The organism is Scytonema hofmannii PCC 7110 (genome assembly GCF_000346485.2).
GTDB classification, from domain to species: Bacteria; Cyanobacteriota; Cyanobacteriia; order Cyanobacteriales; family Nostocaceae; genus Scytonema; species Scytonema hofmannii.
Genome location: NZ_KQ976354.1, coordinates 7,778,020 through 7,802,696, shown reverse-complemented (window position 1 = coordinate 7,802,696; position 24,677 = coordinate 7,778,020). Strand labels below are relative to the sequence as shown.

Here is a 24,677-nt window from a genome sequence, read left to right as displayed (position 1 = left end):
TTTAGGGAAGCAGCTATGAAAGAGGAAATGATTGAATTGATAGCCAGAGTCATACAAGTCCTGCAAATTAATATGCGTTGGATGACTTGGAATCTATTTCTGGCATTTATACCATTGGCTTTGAGTGTGTGGCTATTTCGCGTTAAGCGAGGACGGTCTTGGGTTTGGTGGCTGGGATTCCTAGTTTTCTTTGCTTTTCTACCTAATGCCCCTTACTTGTTAACCGATGTCATCCACTTGATAGATGATGTCCGTACAATCCAATCCATATGGATGATAACCCTTGTACTCATACCACTGTATCTACTAGTCATCTTAGCAGGATTTGAAGCTTACGTTATATCTTTAATTAACTTAGGTTATTACCTACATAGGATAGGCAAGAGCCAATGGATTTTAGGAGTTGAGATGGCGACTCATGCTCTCTGCGCCATTGGGGTGTATTGGGGGCGATTCTTGCGTTTTAATAGTTGGGATTTTGTCACTCAATTGGATACTGTGCTGACCAAGGGTATAGAAGAAATTTTGGGCAAACAACCTTTAGTTATTATTGCTATTACTTTTGGAGTACTAGCAGTGTTGCATTGGATTATGAAACGCGTGACTTTGGGGTTTACCAGCCAAGGCAAAAGTGATATGATTACAAACCCAAAGCACGTTAACCCAGATCCGCCTAATATTTAGTCAGCACCCCGCACGCTTAGTGACGGGGCTTCATGCCCCGAATATTTAGTTAGCTGACCCCTTCGACCCAATTCATCCAGCACAAGCTAGACAACTTCTTAGAAATAGTAAAGCTGCAATATTTCGCAAATTTCCGCGTATAATATCTATGTCCATCTAAACAAGCTATGATTTGTAATGAGTGACAAAGAAGCAGTGCTTGAACTTGTAAAGCGTTTACCTACGACCATATCTTTGCGCGAAATAGTGCGGAAGATAGAGTTTATTGCGGCTGTTAAAGAAGGTTTAGACGAAATCGATCGGGGACAGGGTATATCTGTGGAGTCCGTAGAGCAAATGATGGCAGAATGGACTACAATGTAATATTGTCTCCGAAAGCACTTGGAGATTTAGAAGCGATTGTTCGGTCAGATGGTGCCGGAATTCAACAGTTCTGATATTCGGCAAGTTATTCTCAAGCCATATCGTATTGTGTATCGAGTCGAAGAGGATAAGAAGCAAATTAGTGTTGCTCGGTTCTGGCATTCATCCCAAGAAAATCTGGAACTTTGAAGGAGATGGCGCGGTTTGAGCATTACACCAATTATAGCTCGCTTACTAACGACTATATGGTTTAAATCCTTTTTGTCTGTTTTCCTGTCACTACATTTAGATTCTTCTGACTTATTGTGTCAAGCCTAATTGAGATAGCTAGTTTTGTGATTAGTGCTCTAGAGAACTGGCGGAAAAAAAAGGACAGTTAAATGCCAGAAGATAAGGGAATAAGGTCGGGAAAAAGTTTTACATCTATTGCCTGCCATAAGAAAGATGAAACTTCACGTTATTTGACGTGAAATAAAGCCAGATTGAGTAATCTGGGAAAAACATCCCATCAGACCGTTGGAATAGTAGCGGTCTAATTTGGGATGTGTGTTCTCATCCTTAGGAGGTATATAGCATGGCATTAATTTCTAGAGAGGAAATCAAGACATTACTAGAACTGCCAAGACAAAATTCTGTTTCAATTTATATGCCAATCCAAACAGCCGGACCGGAGGTAAGACAAAACTCTATTCGGTTTAAAAACTTGGTGAAAGATGCTGAAGCTCGCTTAATTGATGCTGGAATTGAGCATAATGATGCTGTTGCATTACTAGCAAAATCCCATTCACTCGATCAGACAGATTTTTGGGAACAAACAGGAGACCAAGGACTGGCAGTTTTTATTTCCAATGACGTTTTTCGCTACTATACTTTGCCTCTAGAATTTGATGAGATGGTTGTGGTAACAGACAGATTTCATATTAAGCCACTGCTACCAATTTTAAATGGCGATGGGCGTTTTTATCTCTTGGCTTTGAGTCAAAAAGATGTCCGGTTCTTTGAGGGCGATCGCTACGGTCTTCAAGAAGTCGAGGTAGAAAATATGCCGTCTAGTTTAGATGAAGCTCTCAATTACGATGAAACTTCCCAAGACGGTCAGTTCCGTATTGGGACTTCTAAAGGAGGAACTTCCAATTCTTTTCAACAGCCCGGAGCTTTTCACGGACAGGGTAGCCCTGACAGGGATAAACACCAGGAAAGCATCCTGCAATTCTTCCACGCCGTTAATGGTGCATTGCAAGAGAAACTCCGAAACCAAACAGCGCCTTTGATGCTGGCTGGGGTAGAGTACTTAATGCCATTGTACAGAGAAGCAAATACTTACCAGCATTTAATAGAAGATGGTATCTCTGGGAATCAAGAAATTCTAAGTGCAGATCGACTGCACGAACGCGCTTGGCCTATTGTTGAGCCTCTTTTTTATCGATCGCAGCAAGAGGTTGTGGAAAGATTTAATATGCTTTATGGTTCCAACACTGGCAAAGCATCCAACGACCTCAAAGAAATCATCCCTGCAGCTTATTACCAAAGAATTGATTCTTTAATAGTTGCAGCCAACCGGGAGCAATGGGGACTTTTTGACCCGTCTTCAGATACAGTTTTCTTGCATCAAGAAGAAGAAACTGGTGATGACGATTTATTAGATTTTGCCGCAGCCTACACTTTGCTTAACGGTGGGACAGTTTACACTATTGGCACGGAACAAATTCCGTTTAGCACGCCTGTAGCAGCAATTTTTCGTTATTAATCTCTGTTGTATGAGATGTAGGCAAAACAGATTGTAAGAGCTATTTATTCTTTCAATTTAGAGATTTTGACCGTGGCTGTGTGTATTTTCTCAACCTGCCACGGTAGAAATAATTGCCCATTTCATAAGATACAGAGAAGATAGAATTAACCGCACCCTGTAGCAGATGGACGCTGATAAGTTTATTCTTCAGTGGGCTAAAAAATGATAGATTTGGTCATCTATAGGACTTACGCACTATTGTCTAGATATGGGTAGAAATTACCAAACAGATTCTAACCCGCCGCGATCGCATGATACTATCTTAATCTGACCTTTCAGTGTCGATACACAGGATAAGTTATTGTGAGATAAGTTTTATGTTTGTGCTGTAGAGTCCTCTTGTTTGGGAGTTGTAGAACCAAACAACTTTGGAAATATTAGCCCCGATTGACTTTTGTACTCAGCAAATTCAGGATAACGAGAAAGAGACTGGTCTTTCTTAAGCATATTTGGAATGAAAATTCCAATGATAAAACTGCCAAGAATCAAGAACGGGAACCAATGTTGAGTTAGCATGGCAAAAGCGCTATAGATAAATATTTCTCCTAAATAATTAGTATTGCGACAGCGAGCAAAAAAGCCTTCTGTGATGAGTCCGCGTTGATACTTAAGAGTAAAGTATTTCTGAGCATCACTTACGAAATGTAAAAACACACCTAAAATGTTGAGGGATATGGCGATCGCTACTAAGGGCAGAGATGGTATACTGCCGCTACTAATCAGAATCAATGGTGCTATCCAGTACAAACATACCAATCCAAACGTAAAAATACTTAAGGGTACGGGAATTTGTTGCTCCCATTGCTTGTCTGGATAAATGCGGTCTTTAAGTAACCAAAGGAACCCATAAGTACCGTGTAATGCTAAGTAAACATAGGGCCCTAACGTGAAGTTTTGATAGAAAAACATCAAGCCTAAAATAAAAGGAAAAGTTAGCCCTTTACTGAGATTAATAGCGTACTTGACTTTCATCGCTGCTATTTTGGAATTCATTTTGGACACTCTAGTTATTTATAACATAAAATGTGTGCTTTTATGAAGAATTATAGAGCCAACAAAATAATGATTTATGCGATCGCTATTGAAGTTGCTGGGATCATTTTCAAATATTTGCTGAAGCGCTCATTCCTTTTATCAAATAACTTCCAACTTTCAAGGGTCAATTCATGTATAATTTCTTATAAAACTCTTCTATCTTTTTTGAAAACTCAGCATCCATAAAATTCAAGAGAAAATCAGATATAGATGTACAGATAGAAGAGACATTTTTAGGATATATACCGTTAGTATGAGCGCATAGATAACCATGAGCAAATATATGTCGGATTGAGGCAGAAAGGTCAGCTACATTTGTATTTTTCTGGTTCCGGCACTCGTTCAACTTGGCTTTTAGCTTCTTGTCCTGTAATTTCTCATAGAGAAAATTATAAAGTTTTCCTTCCTTATCTTTTTTTATAAATTCTTGAATGACTTTTTCTGAATTGTAGGTAGCTATAAGAGAACATAGAGTTTTTGAATCAAGCGAGTTGATTTTAAGAAACTGCTCCAAAGCCGAATGAGTTAGGAAGACTATGAAAAAAGCATCATAGCCAGAAACAGTCTCTTGTGAATAACCCTCAACTTTAATGCCTCTAAAACTTTTAGCCAACCTTATTCTACTAGCAAATCGAACTATATCACCTGTTTTTACATTAGCTCCAAAACCAAGATTTGACGGACGGTAATCTAGTTTGCGAAGTTGGTGAAATTTGTCATAACCCTGTAATTCAAACATTTTTAATTTCAGGTAAGTTTTTGTGGCGTTGTCTGTTTCATGCTTCATGCTCAAAGAAGATACTTACGCAAAGCTTGTGCCACTTTATTCAGTTGGTCTATCTTGAGAAGTACATCTAAGAAGTTCTGAGTCATACTACGAAAAATCTGAGTGTTAGTGGCGGGCGGGGACGCCCGCACCACAAGAGAAAGTTGAATATTTTTTTGGAAGTCCCTAAGAGTACAATTGAGAAACAACTTAAATTCTACAAAGCATCTTAGGCTTACCAATACTTAACTAAAGATTTTTCCACGCCCATCCATCTAGCTATTTGAGCCAGTCTTTTAACGATGGATTCGACAAATGCAGGTGCGTCAGCTATCACTAAATCCGCTTTTTCAATCAATAAGGCAAATTGCAGAGGATTCAATGGCGTTCCAGTGGAGTTAACCTTGCCATCAATTGCTAAACCGAACATTCCTCTGATAAATTGCTCGAAGGATGCGCCCGATCGCACTTCAGTTCTGTAAGTTGTCCAGTTATTAGAGGCGTTGCGGAAACTATGAAGCATTCTGGGGGGAACGTAAACCACTTCACCAGGGCGTAAAATTTTGACATTGCTTTTTGCTCCCAATTCCATCTCTAATTCACCATCCAACACCTCAAAAGTCTCTGCCATACCTCTATGATAGTGAAGTGGCGCACCGTGCGCTCCAGGTGGCAAGTCAAAACAACATTGAAAGTTTTCATGGTGACTGTGGAGAGATGAATGCGTAATTGTCATGCGGTCACCCGTCACTGGGTTGATAATAACTTCAGAGGTTTCAATTGCATCTGTTGTAGAATTTAGTTTTGTGAAGGTCATGAGAAATCTCCTTGCGTATTCAGCGTTTGGTTTTACTTGCGTTTCAACTCACACTTCAAAGAATACGCAGTGCATCTCTAAAACTCATTGACCGAGCGTGCCGTAAAATTGACTTATGACGCCAATCCCTTTGCTACAGTTTTTCTTCAGTTTTCATCGGTAAACTCTGGAGAAAAGACAGGGGATGACTCATATCAGCAGCAAAACCAAGGATGGCGCGATAAGCTGGGTACAGCTTGCGCTTCGCGATCGCGATGCTCGTAAAGCAATTCTCCGCGATCGTTAAACAGGGAAGTTGCTCCTCGTTGGGTAAGATAAGCAGGATTGGGAACATACGTCTTCCAGTTACTTAGCACTTCTCCCATATTTCGCAATCGTAAAGTTGCTAGCTCAAACGGACGCTGAAAATCTTTCCCACCAGCCCATTTGAAGAATGAACCTTTCAGTGGAGGCAAAGGAGCAGCCTGAACGATTTCTTCATCGCCAATTAACTGAGGTGCTTTTGCGTCGCCCTTATATCCGCGAAACACTTCCGCCAGAGTACCAGGACTACCAATTCCCGCACACATCAACATGAGGTTGAGCCAAGCATTCGCTCCGGGAGATAAACCAGGTAGTCTGAGGGATAAACCTGAATACAGGTTGAGCGTTTGGTGCAGTTGGCGATGGCAATCAAACGAGTGATTAAAGCTAACGTGAGTTTAACGCCTACAAAATCGGCTAGTTGTTATTCTCCCTTACGATCTGGGAATACTAATGATTGGAAAAACAATCGCGTGTATGTCCTGGGTAAGTTATGGGAGGAGGTAATGTTTGACACAAAGCTTTGGCTACAGTTATGTGTGATTCTCTTTGTTGGAAACGTTATGAAAATTTTTACAAGTTTACCCGTTCAGATCCCTACTATATTTGTTGACACAGCAATGAATATTATCATTCCTACTCTTGCTTGTATCTATGTGTCATTAATCAAAAATTATACGACTCTCTATCAAAAACTTTACTACGAGCCATCATATGTTATTTGGGCAGAAACAGGTATCAGCTGGGTTGTTATCTGTTGGATAGCAATCCTCTGTAAGAATTTATCACCTGGTTTTGCGATCGCCACACTTTCAATCTGTCTGTGTCTTGCAACAGCTTTGAGAAGGAAGTGATTGGCGATCGAGTACATAGAAGGCGATCGCTGAGAATCATCTACCATTCTACTTTAACTGAATAATTACTGAAAACAGAATCACAACTAATCAACACAGCATTTTCTATGTTTGCTTGAGCAATCTATAATCTGTCAAAAGGATCTTTATGATGAATAGGCAAACCATCTAAAGCTAAAACATGACTAACCTCTATTGGTAATATTTCAATATAATTCTTTTTTTGAATAGAAATAATTTCTCCTAAAGCTTTATCTAATGTAAGTTTGCTTAGTTGATGCTTAATTTGTATTTCCCAAAGACTCACAACACTTAGTAACCTAACATTATCTTTATCTATTAACAACTCTAATACTTTTTTCGAGAGTTTTGAGGGTTCGCTATCCCACCAAATAAACGTATGTGTATCTAATAGTAACTTCATGGATTTTGTAACCAAAAATCATCTGATAATGGTTGGTCAAAATCATTACTCATTCTCATTGCACCTAAATTTAATCCTGGTTGAGGTGTTTTTCCTGACTCTGAAGGAATTTTATTTACAGGGTTAAGTACTGTTAACAGAGGCACAGGTGTGTCACCCTCAGTAATGATTATCTCTTGGTCAGCTTGAATCAATGAGAGTAATTCTGTCACACTCATTTGTAATTCTTTAAGATCGAGTGTTTTGGTTGACATAGCTATGTTATTGAGATATTTCCAACTTGATTATAGCCTAAAAGTTTGTATTACAGAGATTAGCAACAAACGACAAATAACCGAATCGTACTGAAGACTATAATTAATTTGCAAGGAAGTTTCCATTGTCAGCATGAGTTTATTGCCGAAGAAACTACCTGATACTTTTCCGTTAACAGTTACTCAGAAATGTTAGAAAATATCTTGGTTTAAGAAAGGTACTTCCGAGACGAATGCAAGACCCGAACGATCGTTACTGTCGTCGATGTTACCCTGTAAATTACGATGTAAGGTGTTTGCAAAACAACTAGTTCTCTTGTTCCTTCAACCCGTCCAGGTCTGCCTATATTAGGGGAGTTCTCAAGCTGGGCAACAGCTGCCTGAATTTTTAACACAACGCGCATAGCAGCTGTTGGATTATCTCTAGCGATATAGTCATGCGCCTGTTCTACATTGCGAAGGGCTTTCTTTAACCATTTAATGGGCATTGGTCAGCTTCGCAAAAACAGCTTGAACCTCTTCATCAGTAGCATAGTCTCCGGCGTTAGCTTCGGCAATCCCTGCCTTAATCTCTGCTATCTGCCACTGGTAAACCTCAAGATAAAGGTCAATGGCTTCGTTCAGCACGTAAGTTCGATCGCGGTCAAGACCAGCTGCAATAGTATCTAAAATAACACGCTTGTCACTCTCAAGGCGGAAAGTAATATTTTCTTTGATCATGATTCGGGATTATAGTTATGCTCACTACTTTTAGTATGCCTTGCAATGCAAGATAACGCAAGACAATTAAAATAATTAGGCTACACCGACGACTGTAACTGATTTGCGGCTGCATCAATATGTCGTTTTAATATCCTAACAGCAGTTTTTGTATCTTTTTGCCGACAAGCATCTAGAAGTTGATAGTGTTCTTTTTGGGTGCGTTCTAAATAATCTTGTCCCATCTGACGGTGAGCATAGCGAAAAAGATTGGTGTGTAAATTTTGAATCATTTTGAGCAATCGCGGTCGATTTGCCTGGGTGTAGAGTGCTGCATGAAATTCCCAATTTTGCTTTGCCCAGTCAGTAGCATCTTTGATTCGATTGATTTCATCTAAAATCATGCCTGCTTTTTCTAAATCGGATTCACTCAAATTGGGAATCGCAAGTTGAATGGCTGTCAGTTCTAAAGCGGAACGAATCTCGCAAATTTCCTGCACTTCATTTGGTGACAGTACCGATACCATCGCCCCTCGATTGAGATGAAACGTAACTAATCCTTCTGCCTCTAGTTGTCTTAGCGCTTCTCTTACAGGGATGCGGCTGACTCCAAATTGCGTAGCGATTTCATCTTGTCTGAGAGATTGTCCTTCCTGAAGAATTCCTCGCAAAATCGCTTCTCGTAAGGTGTTGGCAATTAAATCTGGGGTACTACGTTGTTGTTGCCGCACGTTGGCTGCTAGGTCATTTAAGTTCATAACTTTTTTCATGCATAATATATATTGTATACGATTTTTTGTATACAATATACAAAGTTGACTCTTCTGGAGCTAGTTATGAGTATTTCCGACCCAGACCGAATCGTTATCTTCGACACCACCCTTAGAGATGGAGAACAATCACCTGGAGCTACACTAAATGTAGAAGAGAAGTTAGCGATCGCTCACCAACTAGCTCTTCTGGGAGTTGATGTCATTGAAGCCGGATTTGCGATCGCAAGTCCAGGAGACTTTGAAGCTGTCAGAACCATAGCCAAACAAGTTGGGGTACCAGGTGGTTCCATCATTTGCAGTTTGGCAAGAGCCATTCGCGAAGATATTAAAGCTGCTGCGGAAGCACTGCAACCGGCGGCTCATCCGAGAATTCACGTTTTTCTGTCCACGTCAGATATTCATCTCAAATACCAGTTGAAAAAGTCCCGCGACCAAGTTCTGGCAATAGCAGAAGAAATGGTTGCTTATGCCAAGTCCTTCGTGCAAGATGTGGAATTTTCACCGATGGATGCAAGCCGCACCGAGCCAGAGTTTCTTTACCAAGTCTTGTCCAAAACAATTGCTGCAGGTGCTACCACAATTAACGTTCCCGATACCGTTGGAATCTGCACGCCAAAAGAAATGGAAAAGTTGATTCAGGGAATTCGGAAGAACGTACCCAATATAGAACAGGTGATTCTTTCCGTTCACACTCAAAACGATTTGGGTTTAGCCACAGCCAATGCATTGGCAGCAATTGAAAATGGAGTCCGTCAGGTAGAATGTACAATTAATGGTATTGGCGAACGTGCTGGTAATGCCGCATTAGAAGAGATTGTCATGGCTTTACAGGTTCGCAAACCCTATTACAATCCCTACTTGGGTCGTCCTACGGAGAGCGATGTACCACTTGTCAATATCAAAACTCAAGAAATTTATAAAACTTCATGTTTGGTTTCTCAATTGACAGGTATCACAGTACAGCCAAATAAGGCGATCGTTGGAGCTAACGCCTTTGCCCATGAATCGGGAGTTCATCAAGACGGTGTGATTAAGCACCGAGAAACTTACGAAATCATGGATGCTGCGGACATTGGGTTGCCAGAAAATCGTATCGTGTTGGGTAAGCACTCAGGACGTAACGCCTTCCGAAGCAAGCTGCAAGAATTGGGGTTTGACCTCAACGAAGCGGACTTTCATAAAGCCTTCATCAGGTTTAAAGAAGTTGCTGATAAGAAAAAAGAAATGTCCGATTGGGATATTGAGGCAATTGTCCGAGATGAAACTCAAATTCAAGTAGAAAGCGGTTTTCAGTTAGAACACGTACAAGTGACTTGTGGAGATTGCACTTGTCCAACAGCAACTATCACGATTGTGACCCCAAGTGGAGAAATTTTGACTGATGCGGCAGTCGGTACGGGACCTGTGGATGCAGTGTATAAAGCGATCGCTCGAATGGTGCAAATATCTAGCCAATTAATTGAGTTTTCCGTCCAATCTGTGACAGAAGGAATTGATGCTTTGGGAACTGTCACCGTTCGCCTGCGCCATCAAGACCGCATTTTCTCCGGACAGTCTTCCGACACGGACATTGTTGTTGCATCAGCTTACGCCTATATCAATGCAGTCAATCGTCTTTATCGTTACTTACAATCTGCAAGAGGAAATGAGTGTTTGAGTTCATCTTCTAAAGCATCATTCACGTAACCCCGTTGTTCCTCGTTCCCAGCCTCCGTCTGGGAATGAATGACTTGAGGCGGAGCTTCGAATCTTCAATTGGAAGTTGTTCTTCGTTCTACACTAACCCTTAACAACAGTTACAATAAATAAGAACCCGGATAAACAGGGAATTCTTCATAACTATTTAGAGGGAATATCAATTATGAGCATTGAAAAAGGTGATAGAGTTATAACTCCAAATGGACAAGGCGAAGTTATTGATGATAACATTTATAATGGATTATTTGCCATCTTCTCAAACCCACAAATGAAAGTCAAATTAGATAGTTCTGGAGAGGAAAAAGAATTCCGTCAAGAAGATTTAACAATACAGGCTAAGAAGCCAAGCCAAAAAGAAGCCATTGAAGCAGTAGACAAACTTAAAGAACAACTTGATAAAATTCCCAACTTACCAAAAAGAGAGAAAGGAGAGTTACCTAATCATTTGGAATATTTTAAAGAAGATATTCAAACCAATGATGACTTAAAAAAACAGATAGGTATTACAAATTTAGACTATGTAGATAAAACACTTGGAGCGATAAAAAAAACAGATTCTACAGCAGACAGTTGGAAGGAAATAGAATCTAATTTGAAGATAGTCCGTTGGTGGATTAGAGCAAAATAACTATACTTTTATTGATGGGAAAGTACGCTAAAAAATCTGTAATGGCTATCCAAAACCAAGCCTGTCATTTGTTAACTAAAAACAAGAGTAGCGAGTCCGTAAGTAAAAAAACACCTAGAGGTAAGTGGGGTCTTATAGATCTAGCTGCCACAATATTGTGTTTTTTCCCGATTAGCACTGCTACTGCTGCTACCAAAGTGATGTCCTTGGGAGACTCGCTGTGTGCAGGCAATATTGCTGTTTTGCGTAGTACGGTAGCCAAGACCAAATTTGGCTCTACCATAGATTGGGTAGGAACCAAAAAAGACGGTGCATATAAAGACCCAGATCATGAGTGTCACGGCGGTTGGTCGGCGGCACAAGTTTTGCAACAACCGGGCGCAAATGTTCGTCTACCAAGCTGGGAAGGAAAGCCAGGAAGCATTCGGAACTGGGTTCAAGAAACTAAGCCTGATGTAGTGCTTATGATGCTTGGCACCAATGATTTCTTTGGTAGTGATGTAAGAGGGGATAATACCTCTAGCTTTCTCACAAAATCGCTTCAAGGGATTATTGATGAAATCTTCTTGGTAAGTCCCAATGCCAGAATTGTAGTCGCCTCAATGCCTCCCTTTAAATGGGATATTCAAAATGGCGTTGATGCCAATAAAACTAGAACTGCAGCCAACGCATTTCTCAAGAATCGTGTCACGGAACTTTCTAAAAAAGGCAAGCGAATCGTCTTCCTTGATATGCATGGTGCAATCATTGCTCAAATGAAGAAAGGCGAGATTTTTAATGGTGACGGGCTTCACTTTAATGATGAGGGTAATAAGTTTGTTGCCGAGATGTGGACTCGCGCTTTAAAAGATATACTTTAATATACCCTCATCCCCAACCCTTCTCCCAAAGGGAGAAGGGAGTTCTTTCCCCTACACCCTACACCCTACACCCTACACCCTACACCCTAATTATGTTAAGACTCCACAGTGCTATGCTAGAACGCTCTTCATTAATTGAGTTAGAGCAATTAGACTTAGAGGGCTTTTCTAGTAATAATATAACTAATGCAAATCGGGCTGAAAAAAGCGATCGCATCATGTGCGAAGACGTTAAACAAACACCAAAAATTGATGCCGAATCTCAATCTGTTTCTGACAACACAACAGACACAGATTCCTCAATGGTAGAGTTTTACCAACTCGTACAAGAGTTACTGCTGATAACCCTGGCATTGATAGGAATTTCTTTTGGCTGCGTGTGGATTTTTTATTCCGCCAATATTGCCCTAAACTATTTAATGGGAGCATGCGCGGGACTGCTTTACTTAAGGATGTTGGTTAAAGATGTAGAGCAATTAGGCTCAGAAAAAACACAACTCAGCAAAGGACGCTTCGCTTTGTTGATAGGCTTGAGTATATTGGCAAGTCGGTTAGAGCAATTGGAAATCCTGCCTATATTTTTGGGGTTTCTTACCTATAAAATCACAGTCATGCTTTATGTGATAAGGACTTCCTTGCCATCCTTTGATTAGCTAGGTAATAAATTTTTAATATTCATCCGATCGCGGTTTCAGAAACCCGACTTCGCATGAGTTGTCGGGTTTCTAATTTTATCTTGAATGATTGAGGATAGCTACAGGTATATTTTATACTCGATATTGATGGTTACAGGGTTTTTAGGACTTACGCACTGTACAAATTAACATTCATATGGCTCAACGAATAATGGTCATTTCAGGCTTGTAGGGGCGCAAGGCATTGCGCCCCTACGGTAGGTGATGAAGTTTTCATGTGTTAAAAAATCAAACGTTGAGACGCTAAAAATACCCAACCCATATCTAATGCTTTCTGTCAATGCGTAAGTCCTATTATCTAATGATAATCGGGTCTAAATCGTGCGGAGAAGACAATGACAAAGATTTTAGTGATTGAATCGGAGATCGAGAGCCGCAACATCTTCCTCGAATGCCTCAAGGAAAAAGGATTCGACCCCATTGGTGTAGAAAATGGACTTGTCGGCATTCAGTGGGCACAACAACACTTGCCCGATTTAATAATTAGCGGCATTATAATGCCGGATATTGATGGTTACAGGGTTTTAACTGCATTGCGCCAAAATCCTATAACAGCAACAATTCCCTTGATTTTTGTCACTAATAAAGCGACTCGATCTGACATTCGCAAAGGCATGGATTTGGGAGCAGATGACTATCTTACTAAACCTTGTACAATAGAAGAATTACTAGGAGCGATCGCAGCCAGATTGGAAAAACAAACATTTTTCAAACAGTGTTATGCTGCTCAGTGTGACTTAAAGGAATTGATTGCCGCAGTGGCATGCTTTTACTTTAATTTAAATCCGGCAACTTTATACTTTAAACAGTCGGCTGTGAATTTATAGAGTAAAAACAGAGCAATTATCCTACAATTTGGTTAGCTCAAATATATTAACGCTCTCTAAGTGTATAGATTGGCAATCAGTCAGCCAGGAAGGTGGTGAAAGTTGTTGGTGAGTGAGTTGGGGGTGCGATCGCTCCGGATAAGGTCTCTGCCGTTAAGCAGAGGCAAGAGGTGTCCAGTAGAGTTTTCCAGCCGAGCATTCATTGCTGTTTGTCTTTTATTCGGGGTAATTAATGCTTACTATAGTCAATCAAAAGGAGAACATCTATCTTTGGACATATCGCCCTGATGGTCTTGAAAATATTAAATTAGTATTAACAACAAGCAACTGATATCATACAAATACATAATTAACTGTTTGTAGCAACCACAAAACAAATGGGATTAACCTTTGATTCCGGATTGCTATACACAGCGAAATTATCTGCAAAAGTTAGGCTGTATTCTCTGCATTCTGCGAGCGATCTCCTCATTTTCTTGAGGCTATCTCTGCATTGCAAACTTTTGCTAACCAGGCGTAAGAGTAGCGTAGTCCGGATTTCTCACCACGATTTCATAAAAGGCTGATGTAACCTAGATTGACGGCAAAAGAAGCCATTCAACACTCTGTCAAAATTTCTTATCCGTCACTGGATCAAGCGGGAATTCAAAATTATCAATTCAAAATTCGCTCATTAAAGACCCCACGGATAAATCCGAGGGCCTTAGAATGTGGACGCTTTATACCTCGCGCTGCGCTTTCTGTTTGTTCTTTTTTGAAAGTGGGTAGCCTACCCACAACGAGCATTTTTCATTCAATTTTGAATTTTGAATTGTTTTTGTCAAAAATGCCTGGAACCTTTTCCAGATAAAGTTTCTGAGAATGAGGAGAAGATTAGTGACTCTAAAAGTTGAGCAGTTCCTAAAAAGTAAATTGCTAGACACGCCATTTCTAGTTGTCGATTTGGATGTAATAGCAGAAAAATATTTAACCCTACATAAACTTCTGCCGAAAGCGCGAATTTACTACGCTGTTAAAGCTAATCCCGAACCGGAAATCTTGAGGCTTTTGGTTAAGCTTGGAGCAAATTTTGATGCTGCCAGTATTGGTGAGATTGAGCAGTGTCTCGCTGTCAGTGCCCGACCGGAACAAATTTCTTACGGTAGTACATTGAAGAAAGCAAGAGATATTGCCCGTGCATATCAGTTAGGGGTGAAGCTGTACAGCTTTGATAGCTGGGGGGAACTGGAAAAGCTATCGGTTCACGCTCCTGGTAGCCGCGTTTGCTGCCGTCTGCTGATTGAAACCCAAAGCGCAGAGTGGACACTGGCTCGCAAGTTTGGCTGTGCGTGGGATATGGCGTTTGACCTTCTCCTACATAGCCGCACTTTGGGTCTTGAACCTTACGGTGTTGCTTTTCACGTCGGTTCCCAGCAAACTGATCCAACCCAGTGGAATGAGCCAATTCACCAAGTAGCTCTATTGTTCTCGAAACTCGCTGCACAAGGTATTGACTTGCAGGTGATGAACTTGGGGGGTGGCTTTCCCGCGCAATATCAATCGCCTATCCCAAGTGAAGAAGTTTACGCAGAAGCCATTCAAACAGCTATAAGCCATCATTTTGGTGACAATCCACCACAAGTGATGCTGGAACCAGGGCGATTCCTCGTAGCAGACGCTGGGACAATCCAGTCTGAAGTCGTGTCGATTGCTAAGAAATCCTACACCGACGATCAGCGATGGGTATTTCTTGATGTAGGCAAATTCAATGGTCTGATGGAAACCCTAGATGAATGTATCAAGTACCGCATTCGTACTCCTTACGATGGCAGTGCAGTAGGTTCTGTGGTGTTGGCAGGTCCAACTTGTGACAGTGCCGACATCCTCTACGAGCGGGCAGGCTATAAACTACCGCTTTCCCTACAGATTGGCGATCGCATCGACATCCTCAGTACAGGTGCATACACTCATACGTATTCATCTGTTGGCTTCAACGGTATACCACCTCTTAAAGTCTATTGTATCTAACCGATGACCAATCAACTAGAAAAACTACAACAACAGTTGTCTAAGACTGCATTGGCGCTCGCTGCATTTAAGACGGGCTATTTCTCAAATCAGTGCATCCACCAGCTATTCCAAAAGCAGGCAACTAAAACACCGGAAAAGATAGCTCTTGCTATGGAAAAAAGAGAGTTCACTTATAGACAAGTGAACTCACGGGCTAACCAGATAGCAAATGCCCTACGAGCACAAGGTGTAGATTTGGAAACCCCAGTGGGTGTGTGCTTGCGACGCTCCCCAGAGGCGGTAATTGCCATCCTCGGTATTTTGAAGGCAGGAGGAGCTTATGTTCCCGTAGATCCGGACTTTCCAGAAGCCAGGAAACAGTTCATTATTGAGGATTCAGGCTTGTCGGTGCTGATAACAGAGAAAGCCCTGCTCAATACCCATGTTCCCTCGTTGGCGGGACATACGCTACTGCTAGACGACGCATCCCTATTGCAACAGAACAGCAGTAACTTGGATGTTCCCATCACACCCGAATCCTTGATGTACATTCTCTACACCTCTGGCAGCACTGGCACACCTAAAGGAGTTTGTGGCGTTCATCGGGCTACAGTCAATCGCTTTGTTTGGATGTGGAACCAATACCCCTTTAACTCTGACGAAGTTTGCTGTCACCGAACCACTCTTAACTTTGTAGACTCAGTGTGGGAGATGTTTGGGGGGCTACTCCAAGGCATCAAAACGGTTATTCTTCCCCATGAGGCAAGTGCCAATCCTCACGAGATAATTCGCATACTTCAAAAAACGTCCGTGACGCGCCTCACCTTGGTGCCTTCTTTACTCCAATCTCTTCTCCTCTTTCGCCCAGACTTAGGGAACGCCCTCCCTGCCATAAAGATTTGGACAGTCAGCGGGGAACAGCTTACCCCCAATCTATTGCAGAAATTTAGAGAAAGCGTATCTGGCGGTATCTTGCTGAATCTCTACGGCAGTACCGAGGTAGCTGGTGATGTAACCTGTGCCGAGTTTTCTGGGAAGTTAGGAAACCTGGATAGCAGCGTGTCTATCGGTCAACCGATTCTCAATGTCGAGAGCTACATTTTGGACGAGAATTTGCAACCAGTTCCCTCAGGTAAGGTGGGCGAGTTGTGGGTGGGTGGTCCAGTTCTGGCAAGGGGATACCACAACAAGCCTGAGGAGACCAAAGCACGATTCATCCCAAATCCATTTTCTGACAACGGCTTACTCTTCAAAACAAGAGATTTGGTAATACAGAACGACAATGGCGTTCTGTATTATGTGGGTCGTATTGATAATCAAGTGAAGCTCCGGGGGTTTCGAGTTGAACTAGAGGAGATTGAGTCTGTCTTGGGACAGTTCGACAAGTCCGTCTCTAACATAACCGTCGTGGTTTGCGAGAATGAGAGTTTACCAGAAACAAAGCAGTTGGTGGCATTTGTTGTACCTTCTACTGTCAACGTAGATGAGATGAAAAAGTACGCCCTTTCCAAGCTACCTAACTATATGGTGCCAACACAGTTCGTGGTGATGGATGAACTACCCCTGACCCCAAATGGTAAGGTAAATCGTCAAGCATTGTCTCGCATAAGTTCCTGGAGTTTCAGAGTTATAGAACCACATTTCCTACCCCAAAGTCAGACAGAAAAATTGCTGGCAGACATTTGGCAGCAAATGTTTCGTGTTTCCCCAGTCAGCAGGCAAGATAATTTCTTTCAACTCGGCGGCGACTCTTTGTCTGTTGTGGCTTTCTTAGAAATGCTGAAGGAAAAATTTGGGGTGCTTCTTCCCATTCCCAACTTTGTCAATGACCCGTCCCTTGCCTCTTTAGCTAGGCTTTTCGACGAATACAAAAGAGCAAAACTATGTTCGGTTGATGAGGTGCGCCTGACGGATGTTGAGATTGTTCCTTTTGAAAATAAGTACTTGGAAAAGACCGTGAAATTAGTCAGTGAGTCTTTTACAACAAGAGAACCCGAAGTAGTGGCGCTAGGGATTACGAAACAAGAGTTTGATGTTTACGCTGCAATCTGTTGCAGGCGCAGGCTAAAAAATCTTTCCTATGTCGCGGTTCAGAAGGCTTCTGGGCGAGTCGTTGGATACTGTTTGAGTGAGGATTTTGCTAATTACCTGCTTGCAGAAGTTGAGAAACAGGACAACGGTGACAGTGAATTGCCAGAATCCATGACTCCGATTTTTGCACTGTGGCACTCTCTCGAAGAAATGTACAAAAGCAGTTATGGCGAGGTAAAGCCAGGAGATATTCTTTACGTTCAGCTATCAGGCGCAGCTTCCGATGTAGACAGCACTGCTATTGTCTTAGCGTTGGAAAAAAAGGTGCTGGAGGTAGCAGCAAGTTTCAATTACAAGCGGGTCGCTACAACTTGTACGCAAATTTTCACAAGGTATATTGCCTTGGAAGAGATGGGATATCAACGAAAATACGCCATTGATTATGATGTTTTTGAGTTTGAAGGCGAGCGAATCTTTTCCAGCATTGCTAAAACTCATAAAGAGGCAGTCCTGGTAGAAAAGCGCTTGTAAATGCAACTGTTTAGGTAGGGCTTGCTGAAAAAGTTGAGCCTAGCGACTCTAGAAGCCACACAGCTGACAAAGTGGTAGTTTTATCCCTTAGTTTCTCAATTTACCCAGCGATCGCTGACGAAAATGCAAGGTTTTTGAGACTATAGATATTATAAACTTGCACTTGTTTAGCAAAAAAAGGTCTGAAACCCTTATCTGTTCTAGCCTCCAATTGTGTTCAGCAAGCCCTAGGTAGATAAAATCTTTCAAGTTGATATAAATTTGATGACGAGGAGGAAAAATGCTTATTACGATGTTTAAAAGCAAGTTGCATCGCGTAACAGTCACTGATGCTAACTTGTACTACGAAGGTTCGATTACCATTGATGAAGAATTACTAAAGCTTGCTAATATATTGCCTGGTGAAAAGGTACAGGTAGTCAACGTCAACAACGGTTCGCGTCTGGAAACTTACACTATTCCTGGTGAATGGGGAAGCCGCATCATCTGTTTGAACGGTCCGGCAGCTCGTCTAAATGCGCCTACCGACGAGATTATAGTGATAGCCTACGCCGTGATGACACCAGAAGAAGCTTATTTACATCGTCCAAACATAATTCAAGTGGACAAACACAACAACCCGCTTTAAGCTTGGCAGTTCAATGATTCTTTTCTTAAGTATTTTAGGGAGAAAGCAATGACTAGTATTCCAGATTCAACTATTTCGGTTGAACAGATTGGCAGTGAAACTCTCGAAGAACTTTCTATCTCTGTTGGATTGATTGATAGTGAGACTCTCAAGGAACTCCGAAAACACGACTCAGTCAAAACCTGCCTTCAAAGTCTATTCAATATTAGCCTGTATGCTTTTCTAGGAGCAGTGGGAATTTGGTGGAATATCTGGTGGGTTTGGCTTGTCGTCTGGTGGTTTCAAGGATGCATTCTTGGTGGATGTCTTAATGCTTGCCACGACTGTACTCATGCTTCCTTCAGAAAGTCTCTTCTAGTCAATCGTTTAGCAGGTATCTTTTGGTCATTAATCATTCTTCTCAACTTTACACTTTACAAGTACTTTCATTTTGAACATCACAGGTATGCAAATGCACAAGGAGACCCAGAGTCGCCAAGAGTTTTTTCAAATCTCTGGGATTATGTTCAGAATCTTCCGGGCACAAGCTTCTCTATCCCCTTCTGGTTGATGTCTGTACGCGCAGCATTTGGACGTTTCCCTGACTTTATACGTTCAGAGAAAGCGCGTCGTGATGTACACCTTGATAACATTGCTCTGTTAGTGTGGCTTTTAATGATAGTCACCGCAACTGCTCTTTGGCCTGATTACACTATTCGGCTTTACTGGATTCCGCTAATAGTTTTTTTACCAATGGAGTTCTGGTTAAATTCTCTGGATCACTATGGTTGCGACCAAGGAGCAAATGTTTTATGCAATACCCGCAGCACTTCCTCAAATTTTTTTCTCCGGTACATACTCTGGAATTCAAACTACCATGCAGAACACCATGCTTACCCATCGATTCCATCTCATAATCTACATCGTCTCCATTTACTAATTGGTGATCGTTTCAAGTTTCGAGAACAATCATACGTTCTTTTTCATTTGAAGCTAATCTGGGGTTTGTTAAAATCTGGAGTTTAGACTAGTACAGTGCGGCGGGAATAACCATACCATTAGCATTGAAATAAAAGCTTCAGTAGTAAGCGTTTACGCCTTCTGCTCTCTGCCTTTTTACTTCTGCCTTCATGTACTAGTTTGAAGTTTCGCACTTCTAACTAGTCTAAACTCCAGTAAAATATCATAGTAACAGTAAATGAAATTATCTCTCTCAAAAAATGTCCGACGTTTCTTGGGCTACTTGTTCAGCTTGGGTGTAGCTTTATTGCTTGGTTCAGCGCCTACGGCAATCAAGGAAGTCATCGCTAACCTTTCGCCAGCCGGGCAGCTGTTCATGCGTTGTACAATCGCGGCAATCATTTTCACCCCATTTATTCGCAACCTGAATACTAAGCTAATCCGTGACGGAGCTATCCTTGGACTTTTGTTGTTCAGTATCTACGCTACTGAGGCAATTGGGCTTTTAACCTCCTCTGCCAACCGAGCTTCATTCATCTTCGGTCTTAACATAGTTTTTGTGATGCTGTTCGAGTTTCTGTTAAACAAGCGTCTATCCACCAGGGTTGCAACAACGTGTCTGCTTGCGTTTGTTGGCATCGGACTCATAATTTTGGAGAGTGGAGAGCCTCTGGCTGGCAATTTTTGGCTGCTCACTTGTGCTTTCATAGACGCAACTCAAATCGTTGCGCTTGGAGTGTTCGCACCGCGCCATCCCCCTGCCTCCCTGGCGGCAATCCAATTTTGGGTTATAGCATTGCTGAGTCTATTATGGGCTGCCCCTACGCTGACTGAGCAGTTTGAGGTCGTGAAGGCACATCCTGAGACGCTCGGCTATATCGCCTACATGGGTATCGCCTGTAGCGCCCTCGCCATCTTGCTTCAGACTATTGCACAGCGTTGGATTCCCTCTCACGAAGCTGCGATATTCAGCGCTACAGAACCTGTTTTCGGGGCTATTTTTGCATTTTTCTTCCTCGGCGAGTCGTTCGGAATTGTTGGTTTTGTGGGTGCAGCGATGGTGCTAGCGGGAGTAACTCGGATTCTCAGAGGAGAGGAGCAACGCGAAAAAGTTGGATAACACGGGAGCTTGCCGAAAGAAGTTTCGCTTAAAACTTTTGACCAGCCCTTCGGGCAAGGCATGACCTTGTTGCGGGGTGCAGAAGGCAAGCGTGATTTTTTGTACATTATTTTATCCACATGGTTCTGCTCTGTTTTGCCCAAACCGGGTACACACCGCCCCCACCATACGCCTTGGTTGGTGGTCTTAAATCAGTGCACGGGGTAAGGCCCGAATGGCACGCTCGAAGTGCGACGCGGAGACTTAGGGACGCCCAGACGCGGAGAGATTAGATAGATGAGGAAGAAAAAGTGTTGAGGGAGCAATCCTAAAAATCGTTTGGTTCAGGAAGTATACGAGGAAGCGCCCAAATCGTGATGGCAGAAACTGAATGAATTGGGTGGACATATCGTTAATTATGGAGATGTTGCCGGTTTTACGGGTTTCGCCAGGAGCAAAGTGAATTGTGCCAACTCTGCCATCTGTGCCATCTGTGCCATTAAAGTCAGTTCTTAATGTGGCAGTACCATCATAAATTTCGTATTCCACAGAGGCAGATGTGCTCGTATTTCCACTACAGACAACAGCAAATTCTAAAACTCCATTCGCTTCATTAACACTATAAGTATTTTGCTCAAGGGCGATGGTCGCGGTTGTAGAAAGAATTTCCCGCACTTGAACATTGTCCAACAAAGCACTTTTACCATCGCTAGTACCACCACCTTGAAACTCCAAACGCGTGCTGCTACTGGTGGCTGTCACATCTGTTGTAAAAAAGCCAATTCAGCATCGCCTTGTCCCACGTTGCAGCCGTAGAGGAGTAGATCTGCATCTTCCGACAAGAACTGACTCCAAGATTTCAGCTCGTCTTGATAATTAATTAGAGTGTCATGGTTCAAAGAGGTGTTACCCAACTCCACATGATTCACTTTTCCATGAGAAAAAATGTGAACGCTGCTAACGTTGCTATGTTGTTTGAGGACATCGCTGATTTGGAAAATACCGACGCGATCGCCATCTAGCACTGTAACTTCAAATTCAGCAGATTTGATACCCGCTATTAATGTATCAATCTGTTCAACTTTTGAGTCAATAAAAACTAAATGTTTAGAGTGCCGGGACAAGTCATGGATTGAATGAGGTTCGGCAAATGCAGAAGTTTGACTCAACAAAGGCTGCAAATTGTCTGTATTATGAGGGAGCGGATCGGTAATATTCATGAGTTGAAGAAAAATCAATAAGTACTTTCCAATCGTATTGCAATGAAGAGCTTGAAAGCTTTTTTTGTAATGTTATGGAGATAGCTGCAACAAAAACTGAATCGTGACTTGATTGACAGTAATTTTTGAGCAAATAGACCACATTGTTAGGGTAGACGGACTGAGCACCCTTACGTTTGATTGTGGTTCAAATATATAAAAAATTCTGTATTTTTACGGGAGACTTCAATTCATTAGCACAAATATCCGTATTCACAAATGTATGATTACCAACACTACAAATATAGTAGTATAACTACTGTGGGAGCAGTGTAATGTTTGTATGTATTTTTTATATCCAAAGAGAAAATTAGTTAAAGTTTCATTCATGACCTTTATTTCATCCTTGATACTTTACTCTTAATCCTTCAACCAGCGTCGCGCTGCTTCCAAAATCACCCTTTGCTCAGCGCGTGCGATCGCTCGATATGTCCTTTCTACTGCTTCTGGTTCTACAGAGATAGAAGTGATACCCCATCGCACCAGTTGCTCAATAATTTCAGGATACAATACTGGTGCCTGTCCGCAGAGCGAACAAGGAATATTTGCCTTTTGTGCCATTTTGATAAGTTGAGCTATTGCATCCATCACAACTGGATGGCTTTCATTAAATGCTTTTGCCAAGTGTCCTTGTTCTCTATCGACTCCTAGTAGAAGTTGGGTTAGGTCATTTGTACCAATGGAAATTCCCTGCACGCCTGCTCTCACATATTCTGGCAGCAAGAAAAGAATACTTGGAACTTCTGCCATAATCCACAATTGAAACTGCCTTACCTGAGTTAATTTCGCCTGCTCAACTTTTTGGCGGCAAAAAGAAAACTCTTCGACTGTCCGAACAAAAGGTAACAAAAGATGAATATTGCTGTAACCTGCTTTCTGTACTTTTGCTAAAGCTGCCAGTTCTAACTCAAAAACTGTAGGGTTTATCAGGTAGCTATACGTACCGCGTTCTCCTAACACTGATTGTACAGGAGTGTGTGAACTGCTTTCCAGCGATCGCAGTTCCGACTCTCGCCAATCCAAAGACCGATAAAAAACAGGTTTTGTTTCAAAAACACTAGCAAATTGCGCGATCGCATCGTACCACCGTTCTAGTAATTGTACTCGTTCTCCTTCCCTTATCCAAACACTAGGGTGCTTCCCTTCTAATATATTGAGAACCATCAGTTCCGATCTTAATAACCCCACACCGTCCACAGGCAAAGAATGCACCTTTGAGATCGCACTTGGCTGACTCACGTTCACAAGCAGTTGAGTTGCAATAATGGGTAGGTGAGACGAGAGTGAGGGAGTGAGGGAGTGAGGGAGTGAGGGAGTATTTCTCAATTTTGAATTTTGAACTGATTCGTCTTCTTGCTTTACCTCCTCTTCGCCTCGTGCAACACGATAAATTTCTCCCCGATCGCCATCTATCTGCAATCGTTCCCCAGTTTGGATAATTTTTGTCGCATCTTTTACATTCACTACTGCAGGAATACTTAATTCTCTGGCAAGAATAGCTGCATGACTGGTTAACCCTCCTTGCTCTGTCACAATACCTGCAACGTGTTGTAGAAGCGATAACCAATCAGGCGTTATGCTTGGTAAGACGAGAATCGCTCCTTTTGGGATTTTTTCTGGCTTTGGTTGTGAATTAGCGATCGCATAAGCAGTTGCTGACACGCGTCCTGTTGCTGCGCCCAATCCTTTGATTGAGGAGACATTGGGAATAGCAGATTGAGGGGTGTTAATCTGTGTTATGTACAACACTCCTGTTGTGGTTTCATAAGAAATCGTCCATTCTATTGTGAAGTTTGCACCTATTTCTTTAACTAGCTGACTCGCTAGATGAATGAGTTGCTGTAAATATTCCTCTGTCAGTGCATATTGTTTTTGTTGCTCTTCTGCCAACAGGTCAGTTATGATGTCCGAAGGTTCCGACATCATAATTGATGCTGCATTATAAGTCCGGTAAGCTATAGTTTTATTACCTATTTGCTGTTCTCGGACATTGCCCGTATCTGGTTGGATGTAGAAAACATCCGGTAATACATCCCCTTGGGAAATGGACATACCTAATCCCCAAGTTGCCAAGATTTCCCATTCAAAAGAGGTAGCATTAAGTACACCACTAGCGATCGCATTTCTGTAAGGTTGTACCAAAACTCCCAAATTTATTTGTCTGAGATCGATTCCTGCCCACTGCCAGTAAAGTAAACTCTTAGCGCGAAACATCTGGCTCCAAGTTTGCTTCAAAGCAAGTGCAATCGCTTCTTCGTCACACGAGCAAACTTGGGATTCAAGCAGTCCAGATATATTACCCAACCCTTGTTTTGCAGTGGGTGCGACAACAGAGGGGCGAAAAATGAGATGATGGTCGTCTGTGCCTTCTTGTTCTCTAACCGCTTCCAAGATAGAGCTAAGCAAACCCGGAGGTAGATTGGCTTGAGTAATTTCTTGACGAAAAAGCCTAGCCACTTGTTGAAGTTGACGCCAATTAGCTACATCTAAGTGAAAGGAAGAGTAGGGTAAGTCAGCAACTAGTGCTTCTGAACTATTGAGAGTTTCTAAAAATTCCTGCATAACTCTTGCTGACACCACAAAACCAGGAAGCACTGGATATCCACGCTGTATTAATTTGCTCAACTGAAATGCTTTATCACCAACTTTGGTGCGGTCTTGGAGTTTAATTTGATTAAGCCAGTAGAGTTTGTCCACTCAATTACGTAATTATTGATAGATCTATTAAAGAA

General features: G+C 41.9%; 26 protein-coding genes and 2 pseudogenes. 16 read left to right on the top strand and 12 right to left on the bottom strand.

Annotated features, from left to right (window positions below; translation table 11 throughout):
- The first annotated feature begins 15 nt into the window (after positions 1 to 15).
- The 5 genes and pseudogenes from WA1_RS32725 to WA1_RS32715 all read left to right on the top strand — a co-directional run bounded on the left by WA1_RS32725 (position 16) and on the right by WA1_RS32715 (position 2,794).
- On the top strand, positions 16 to 684 hold the full coding sequence (locus WA1_RS32725; protein ID WP_017747273.1) for a DUF1361 domain-containing protein: 669 nt from the start codon (positions 16 to 18) through the stop codon (positions 682 to 684).
- 70 nt (positions 685 to 754) lie between these two features.
- A pseudogene (locus WA1_RS61880) lies at positions 755 to 820 on the top strand (RRXRR domain-containing protein); the annotation flags it as partial.
- Between the two features lie 41 nt (positions 821 to 861).
- Positions 862 to 1,047, top strand: a complete 186-nt coding sequence (locus WA1_RS32720; RefSeq protein WP_017747274.1) for a hypothetical protein — start codon at positions 862 to 864, stop codon at positions 1,045 to 1,047.
- 48 nt (positions 1,048 to 1,095) lie between these two features.
- Positions 1,096 to 1,236 carry a type II toxin-antitoxin system RelE/ParE family toxin gene (locus WA1_RS53590; protein WP_017747275.1) on the top strand — a complete coding sequence of 47 codons (141 nt, stop codon included), beginning with the start codon at positions 1,096 to 1,098 and terminating at the stop codon, positions 1,234 to 1,236.
- A 385-nt stretch (positions 1,237 to 1,621) separates the two neighbouring features.
- Positions 1,622 to 2,794, top strand: a complete 1,173-nt coding sequence (locus WA1_RS32715; protein WP_017747276.1) for a baeRF7 domain-containing protein — start codon at positions 1,622 to 1,624, stop codon at positions 2,792 to 2,794.
- A 357-nt stretch (positions 2,795 to 3,151) separates the two neighbouring features.
- On the opposite strand, the gene WA1_RS32710 is transcribed toward WA1_RS32715, so the two are convergent.
- From WA1_RS32710 to WA1_RS32690, 4 genes and pseudogenes are all read right to left on the bottom strand, one after another.
- The gene (locus WA1_RS32710; RefSeq protein WP_026135086.1) at positions 3,152 to 3,808 is read right to left on the bottom strand and encodes a methyltransferase family protein; all 657 of its coding nucleotides are present in this window, start codon (positions 3,806 to 3,808) and stop codon (positions 3,152 to 3,154) included.
- A 187-nt stretch (positions 3,809 to 3,995) separates the two neighbouring features.
- Complete coding sequence (locus tag WA1_RS32705; protein ID WP_017747278.1) at positions 3,996 to 4,658, bottom strand: hypothetical protein; 663 nt, start codon at positions 4,656 to 4,658, stop codon at positions 3,996 to 3,998.
- A 214-nt stretch (positions 4,659 to 4,872) separates the two neighbouring features.
- Entirely contained in the window at positions 4,873 to 5,454 is a 582-nt protein-coding gene (locus WA1_RS32695) for a cupin domain-containing protein (protein ID WP_017747280.1), read from the bottom strand.
- A gap of 133 nt (positions 5,455 to 5,587) precedes the next feature.
- A pseudogene (locus tag WA1_RS32690) lies at positions 5,588 to 6,116 on the bottom strand (AhpC/TSA family protein); the annotation flags it as partial.
- Positions 6,117 to 6,119: 3 nt separating this feature from the next.
- On the opposite strand from WA1_RS32690, the gene WA1_RS32685 reads away from it, so the two are divergent.
- Entirely contained in the window at positions 6,120 to 6,611 is a 492-nt protein-coding gene (locus WA1_RS32685; RefSeq protein WP_017747282.1) for a hypothetical protein, read from the top strand.
- Between the two features lie 124 nt (positions 6,612 to 6,735).
- On the opposite strand, the gene WA1_RS32680 is transcribed toward WA1_RS32685, so the two are convergent.
- From WA1_RS32680 to WA1_RS32660, 5 genes are all read right to left on the bottom strand, one after another.
- Entirely contained in the window at positions 6,736 to 7,035 is a 300-nt protein-coding gene (locus tag WA1_RS32680; RefSeq protein ID WP_017747283.1) for a type II toxin-antitoxin system VapC family toxin, read from the bottom strand.
- Positions 7,032 to 7,289 (bottom strand): type II toxin-antitoxin system Phd/YefM family antitoxin, encoded by a 258-nt coding sequence (locus WA1_RS32675; protein ID WP_017747284.1) that lies wholly within the window; start codon positions 7,287 to 7,289, stop codon positions 7,032 to 7,034. The genes WA1_RS32680 and WA1_RS32675 overlap by 4 nt, the downstream gene beginning before the upstream one ends.
- A gap of 209 nt (positions 7,290 to 7,498) precedes the next feature.
- A complete protein-coding gene (locus WA1_RS32670) occupies positions 7,499 to 7,777 on the bottom strand; it encodes a type II toxin-antitoxin system RelE/ParE family toxin (protein ID WP_017747285.1) in 279 nt (92 codons plus the stop codon).
- Positions 7,767 to 8,009, bottom strand: a complete 243-nt coding sequence (locus WA1_RS32665) for a CopG family ribbon-helix-helix protein (RefSeq protein ID WP_017747286.1) — start codon at positions 8,007 to 8,009, stop codon at positions 7,767 to 7,769. The genes WA1_RS32670 and WA1_RS32665 overlap by 11 nt, the downstream gene beginning before the upstream one ends.
- Positions 8,010 to 8,089: 80 nt before the next feature.
- Complete coding sequence (locus WA1_RS32660) at positions 8,090 to 8,746, bottom strand: GntR family transcriptional regulator (protein ID WP_026135087.1); 657 nt, start codon at positions 8,744 to 8,746, stop codon at positions 8,090 to 8,092.
- 78 nt (positions 8,747 to 8,824) lie between these two features.
- Here WA1_RS32660 and WA1_RS32655 point away from each other — a divergent pair, with 78 nt between their 5' ends.
- The 10 genes from WA1_RS32655 (at position 8,825) to WA1_RS32605 (ending at position 20,707) form a co-directional block, all read left to right on the top strand.
- Positions 8,825 to 10,447: a 2-isopropylmalate synthase gene (locus WA1_RS32655; protein ID WP_017747288.1), complete on the top strand. Its 1,623-nt coding sequence runs from the start codon at positions 8,825 to 8,827 to the stop codon at positions 10,445 to 10,447.
- Positions 10,448 to 10,622: 175 nt separating this feature from the next.
- Positions 10,623 to 11,087, top strand: a complete 465-nt coding sequence (locus tag WA1_RS32650; protein ID WP_017747289.1) for a hypothetical protein — start codon at positions 10,623 to 10,625, stop codon at positions 11,085 to 11,087.
- Positions 11,088 to 11,128: 41 nt separating this feature from the next.
- Positions 11,129 to 11,947, top strand: a complete 819-nt coding sequence (locus WA1_RS32645) for a GDSL-type esterase/lipase family protein (RefSeq protein ID WP_158516724.1) — start codon at positions 11,129 to 11,131, stop codon at positions 11,945 to 11,947.
- Positions 11,948 to 12,165: 218 nt separating this feature from the next.
- Positions 12,166 to 12,600: an ATP synthase subunit I gene (locus WA1_RS32640; protein ID WP_033336305.1), complete on the top strand. Its 435-nt coding sequence runs from the start codon at positions 12,166 to 12,168 to the stop codon at positions 12,598 to 12,600.
- Between the two features lie 377 nt (positions 12,601 to 12,977).
- Complete coding sequence (locus tag WA1_RS32635; protein ID WP_017747292.1) at positions 12,978 to 13,469, top strand: response regulator transcription factor; 492 nt, start codon at positions 12,978 to 12,980, stop codon at positions 13,467 to 13,469.
- An 876-nt stretch (positions 13,470 to 14,345) separates the two neighbouring features.
- Positions 14,346 to 15,476: a type III PLP-dependent enzyme gene (locus WA1_RS32625; RefSeq protein WP_017747294.1), complete on the top strand. Its 1,131-nt coding sequence runs from the start codon at positions 14,346 to 14,348 to the stop codon at positions 15,474 to 15,476.
- A gap of 3 nt (positions 15,477 to 15,479) precedes the next feature.
- Positions 15,480 to 18,020 (top strand): non-ribosomal peptide synthetase, encoded by a 2,541-nt coding sequence (locus tag WA1_RS32620; RefSeq protein WP_017747295.1) that lies wholly within the window; start codon positions 15,480 to 15,482, stop codon positions 18,018 to 18,020.
- 280 nt (positions 18,021 to 18,300) lie between these two features.
- On the top strand, positions 18,301 to 18,648 hold the full coding sequence (gene panD / locus WA1_RS32615) for an aspartate 1-decarboxylase (protein WP_026135089.1): 348 nt from the start codon (positions 18,301 to 18,303) through the stop codon (positions 18,646 to 18,648).
- A gap of 48 nt (positions 18,649 to 18,696) precedes the next feature.
- The gene (locus WA1_RS32610; protein WP_017747297.1) at positions 18,697 to 19,653 is read left to right on the top strand and encodes a fatty acid desaturase; all 957 of its coding nucleotides are present in this window, start codon (positions 18,697 to 18,699) and stop codon (positions 19,651 to 19,653) included.
- Positions 19,654 to 19,825: 172 nt separating this feature from the next.
- On the top strand, positions 19,826 to 20,707 hold the full coding sequence (locus WA1_RS32605; protein ID WP_017747298.1) for a DMT family transporter: 882 nt from the start codon (positions 19,826 to 19,828) through the stop codon (positions 20,705 to 20,707).
- Positions 20,708 to 20,950: 243 nt separating this feature from the next.
- Here WA1_RS32605 and WA1_RS32600 read toward each other — a convergent pair whose 3' ends face one another.
- The 3 genes from WA1_RS32600 to WA1_RS32590 form a co-directional block, all read right to left on the bottom strand.
- Positions 20,951 to 21,448, bottom strand: a complete 498-nt coding sequence (locus WA1_RS32600; protein ID WP_017747299.1) for a Calx-beta domain-containing protein — start codon at positions 21,446 to 21,448, stop codon at positions 20,951 to 20,953.
- Positions 21,445 to 21,906 carry a DUF4347 domain-containing protein gene (locus WA1_RS32595; protein ID WP_017747300.1) on the bottom strand — a complete coding sequence of 154 codons (462 nt, stop codon included), beginning with the start codon at positions 21,904 to 21,906 and terminating at the stop codon, positions 21,445 to 21,447. Before WA1_RS32595 ends, WA1_RS32600 begins: the two co-directional genes overlap by 4 nt.
- Positions 21,907 to 22,305: 399 nt before the next feature.
- The gene (locus WA1_RS32590; RefSeq protein ID WP_017747301.1) at positions 22,306 to 24,642 is read right to left on the bottom strand and encodes a putative PEP-binding protein; all 2,337 of its coding nucleotides are present in this window, start codon (positions 24,640 to 24,642) and stop codon (positions 22,306 to 22,308) included.
- Positions 24,643 to 24,677: the final 35 nt, after the last annotated feature.

Bases quoted from the DNA above. Each gene is read 5' to 3' on its own strand.
- panD (WP_026135089.1), top strand. From the start codon at position 18,301: ATGCTTATTACGATGTTTAAAAGCAAGTTGCATCGCGTAACAGTCACT.
- WA1_RS53590 (WP_017747275.1), top strand. From the start codon at position 1,096: ATGGTGCCGGAATTCAACAGTTCTGATATTCGGCAAGTTATTCTCAAG.
- WA1_RS32635 (WP_017747292.1), top strand. From the start codon at position 12,978: ATGACAAAGATTTTAGTGATTGAATCGGAGATCGAGAGCCGCAACATC.
- WA1_RS32680 (WP_017747283.1), bottom strand. From the start codon at position 7,035: ATGAAGTTACTATTAGATACACATACGTTTATTTGGTGGGATAGCGAA.
- WA1_RS32685 (WP_017747282.1), top strand. From the start codon at position 6,120: ATGGCAATCAAACGAGTGATTAAAGCTAACGTGAGTTTAACGCCTACA.
- WA1_RS32725 (WP_017747273.1), top strand. From the start codon at position 16: ATGAAAGAGGAAATGATTGAATTGATAGCCAGAGTCATACAAGTCCTG.
- WA1_RS32620 (WP_017747295.1), top strand. From the start codon at position 15,480: ATGACCAATCAACTAGAAAAACTACAACAACAGTTGTCTAAGACTGCA.
- WA1_RS32650 (WP_017747289.1), top strand. From the start codon at position 10,623: ATGAGCATTGAAAAAGGTGATAGAGTTATAACTCCAAATGGACAAGGC.
- WA1_RS32605 (WP_017747298.1), top strand. From the start codon at position 19,826: ATGAAATTATCTCTCTCAAAAAATGTCCGACGTTTCTTGGGCTACTTG.
- WA1_RS32695 (WP_017747280.1), bottom strand. From the start codon at position 5,454: ATGACCTTCACAAAACTAAATTCTACAACAGATGCAATTGAAACCTCT.
- WA1_RS32675 (WP_017747284.1), bottom strand. From the start codon at position 7,289: ATGTCAACCAAAACACTCGATCTTAAAGAATTACAAATGAGTGTGACA.
- WA1_RS32610 (WP_017747297.1), top strand. From the start codon at position 18,697: ATGACTAGTATTCCAGATTCAACTATTTCGGTTGAACAGATTGGCAGT.
- WA1_RS32645 (WP_158516724.1), top strand. From the start codon at position 11,129: ATGGCTATCCAAAACCAAGCCTGTCATTTGTTAACTAAAAACAAGAGT.
- WA1_RS32655 (WP_017747288.1), top strand. From the start codon at position 8,825: ATGAGTATTTCCGACCCAGACCGAATCGTTATCTTCGACACCACCCTT.
- WA1_RS32705 (WP_017747278.1), bottom strand. From the start codon at position 4,658: ATGAAGCATGAAACAGACAACGCCACAAAAACTTACCTGAAATTAAAA.
- WA1_RS32720 (WP_017747274.1), top strand. From the start codon at position 862: ATGAGTGACAAAGAAGCAGTGCTTGAACTTGTAAAGCGTTTACCTACG.
- WA1_RS32670 (WP_017747285.1), bottom strand. From the start codon at position 7,777: ATGCCCATTAAATGGTTAAAGAAAGCCCTTCGCAATGTAGAACAGGCG.
- WA1_RS32710 (WP_026135086.1), bottom strand. From the start codon at position 3,808: ATGAAAGTCAAGTACGCTATTAATCTCAGTAAAGGGCTAACTTTTCCT.
- WA1_RS32640 (WP_033336305.1), top strand. From the start codon at position 12,166: ATGTGCGAAGACGTTAAACAAACACCAAAAATTGATGCCGAATCTCAA.
- WA1_RS32715 (WP_017747276.1), top strand. From the start codon at position 1,622: ATGGCATTAATTTCTAGAGAGGAAATCAAGACATTACTAGAACTGCCA.
- WA1_RS32665 (WP_017747286.1), bottom strand. From the start codon at position 8,009: ATGATCAAAGAAAATATTACTTTCCGCCTTGAGAGTGACAAGCGTGTT.
- WA1_RS32660 (WP_026135087.1), bottom strand. From the start codon at position 8,746: ATGAACTTAAATGACCTAGCAGCCAACGTGCGGCAACAACAACGTAGT.
- WA1_RS32595 (WP_017747300.1), bottom strand. From the start codon at position 21,906: ATGAATATTACCGATCCGCTCCCTCATAATACAGACAATTTGCAGCCT.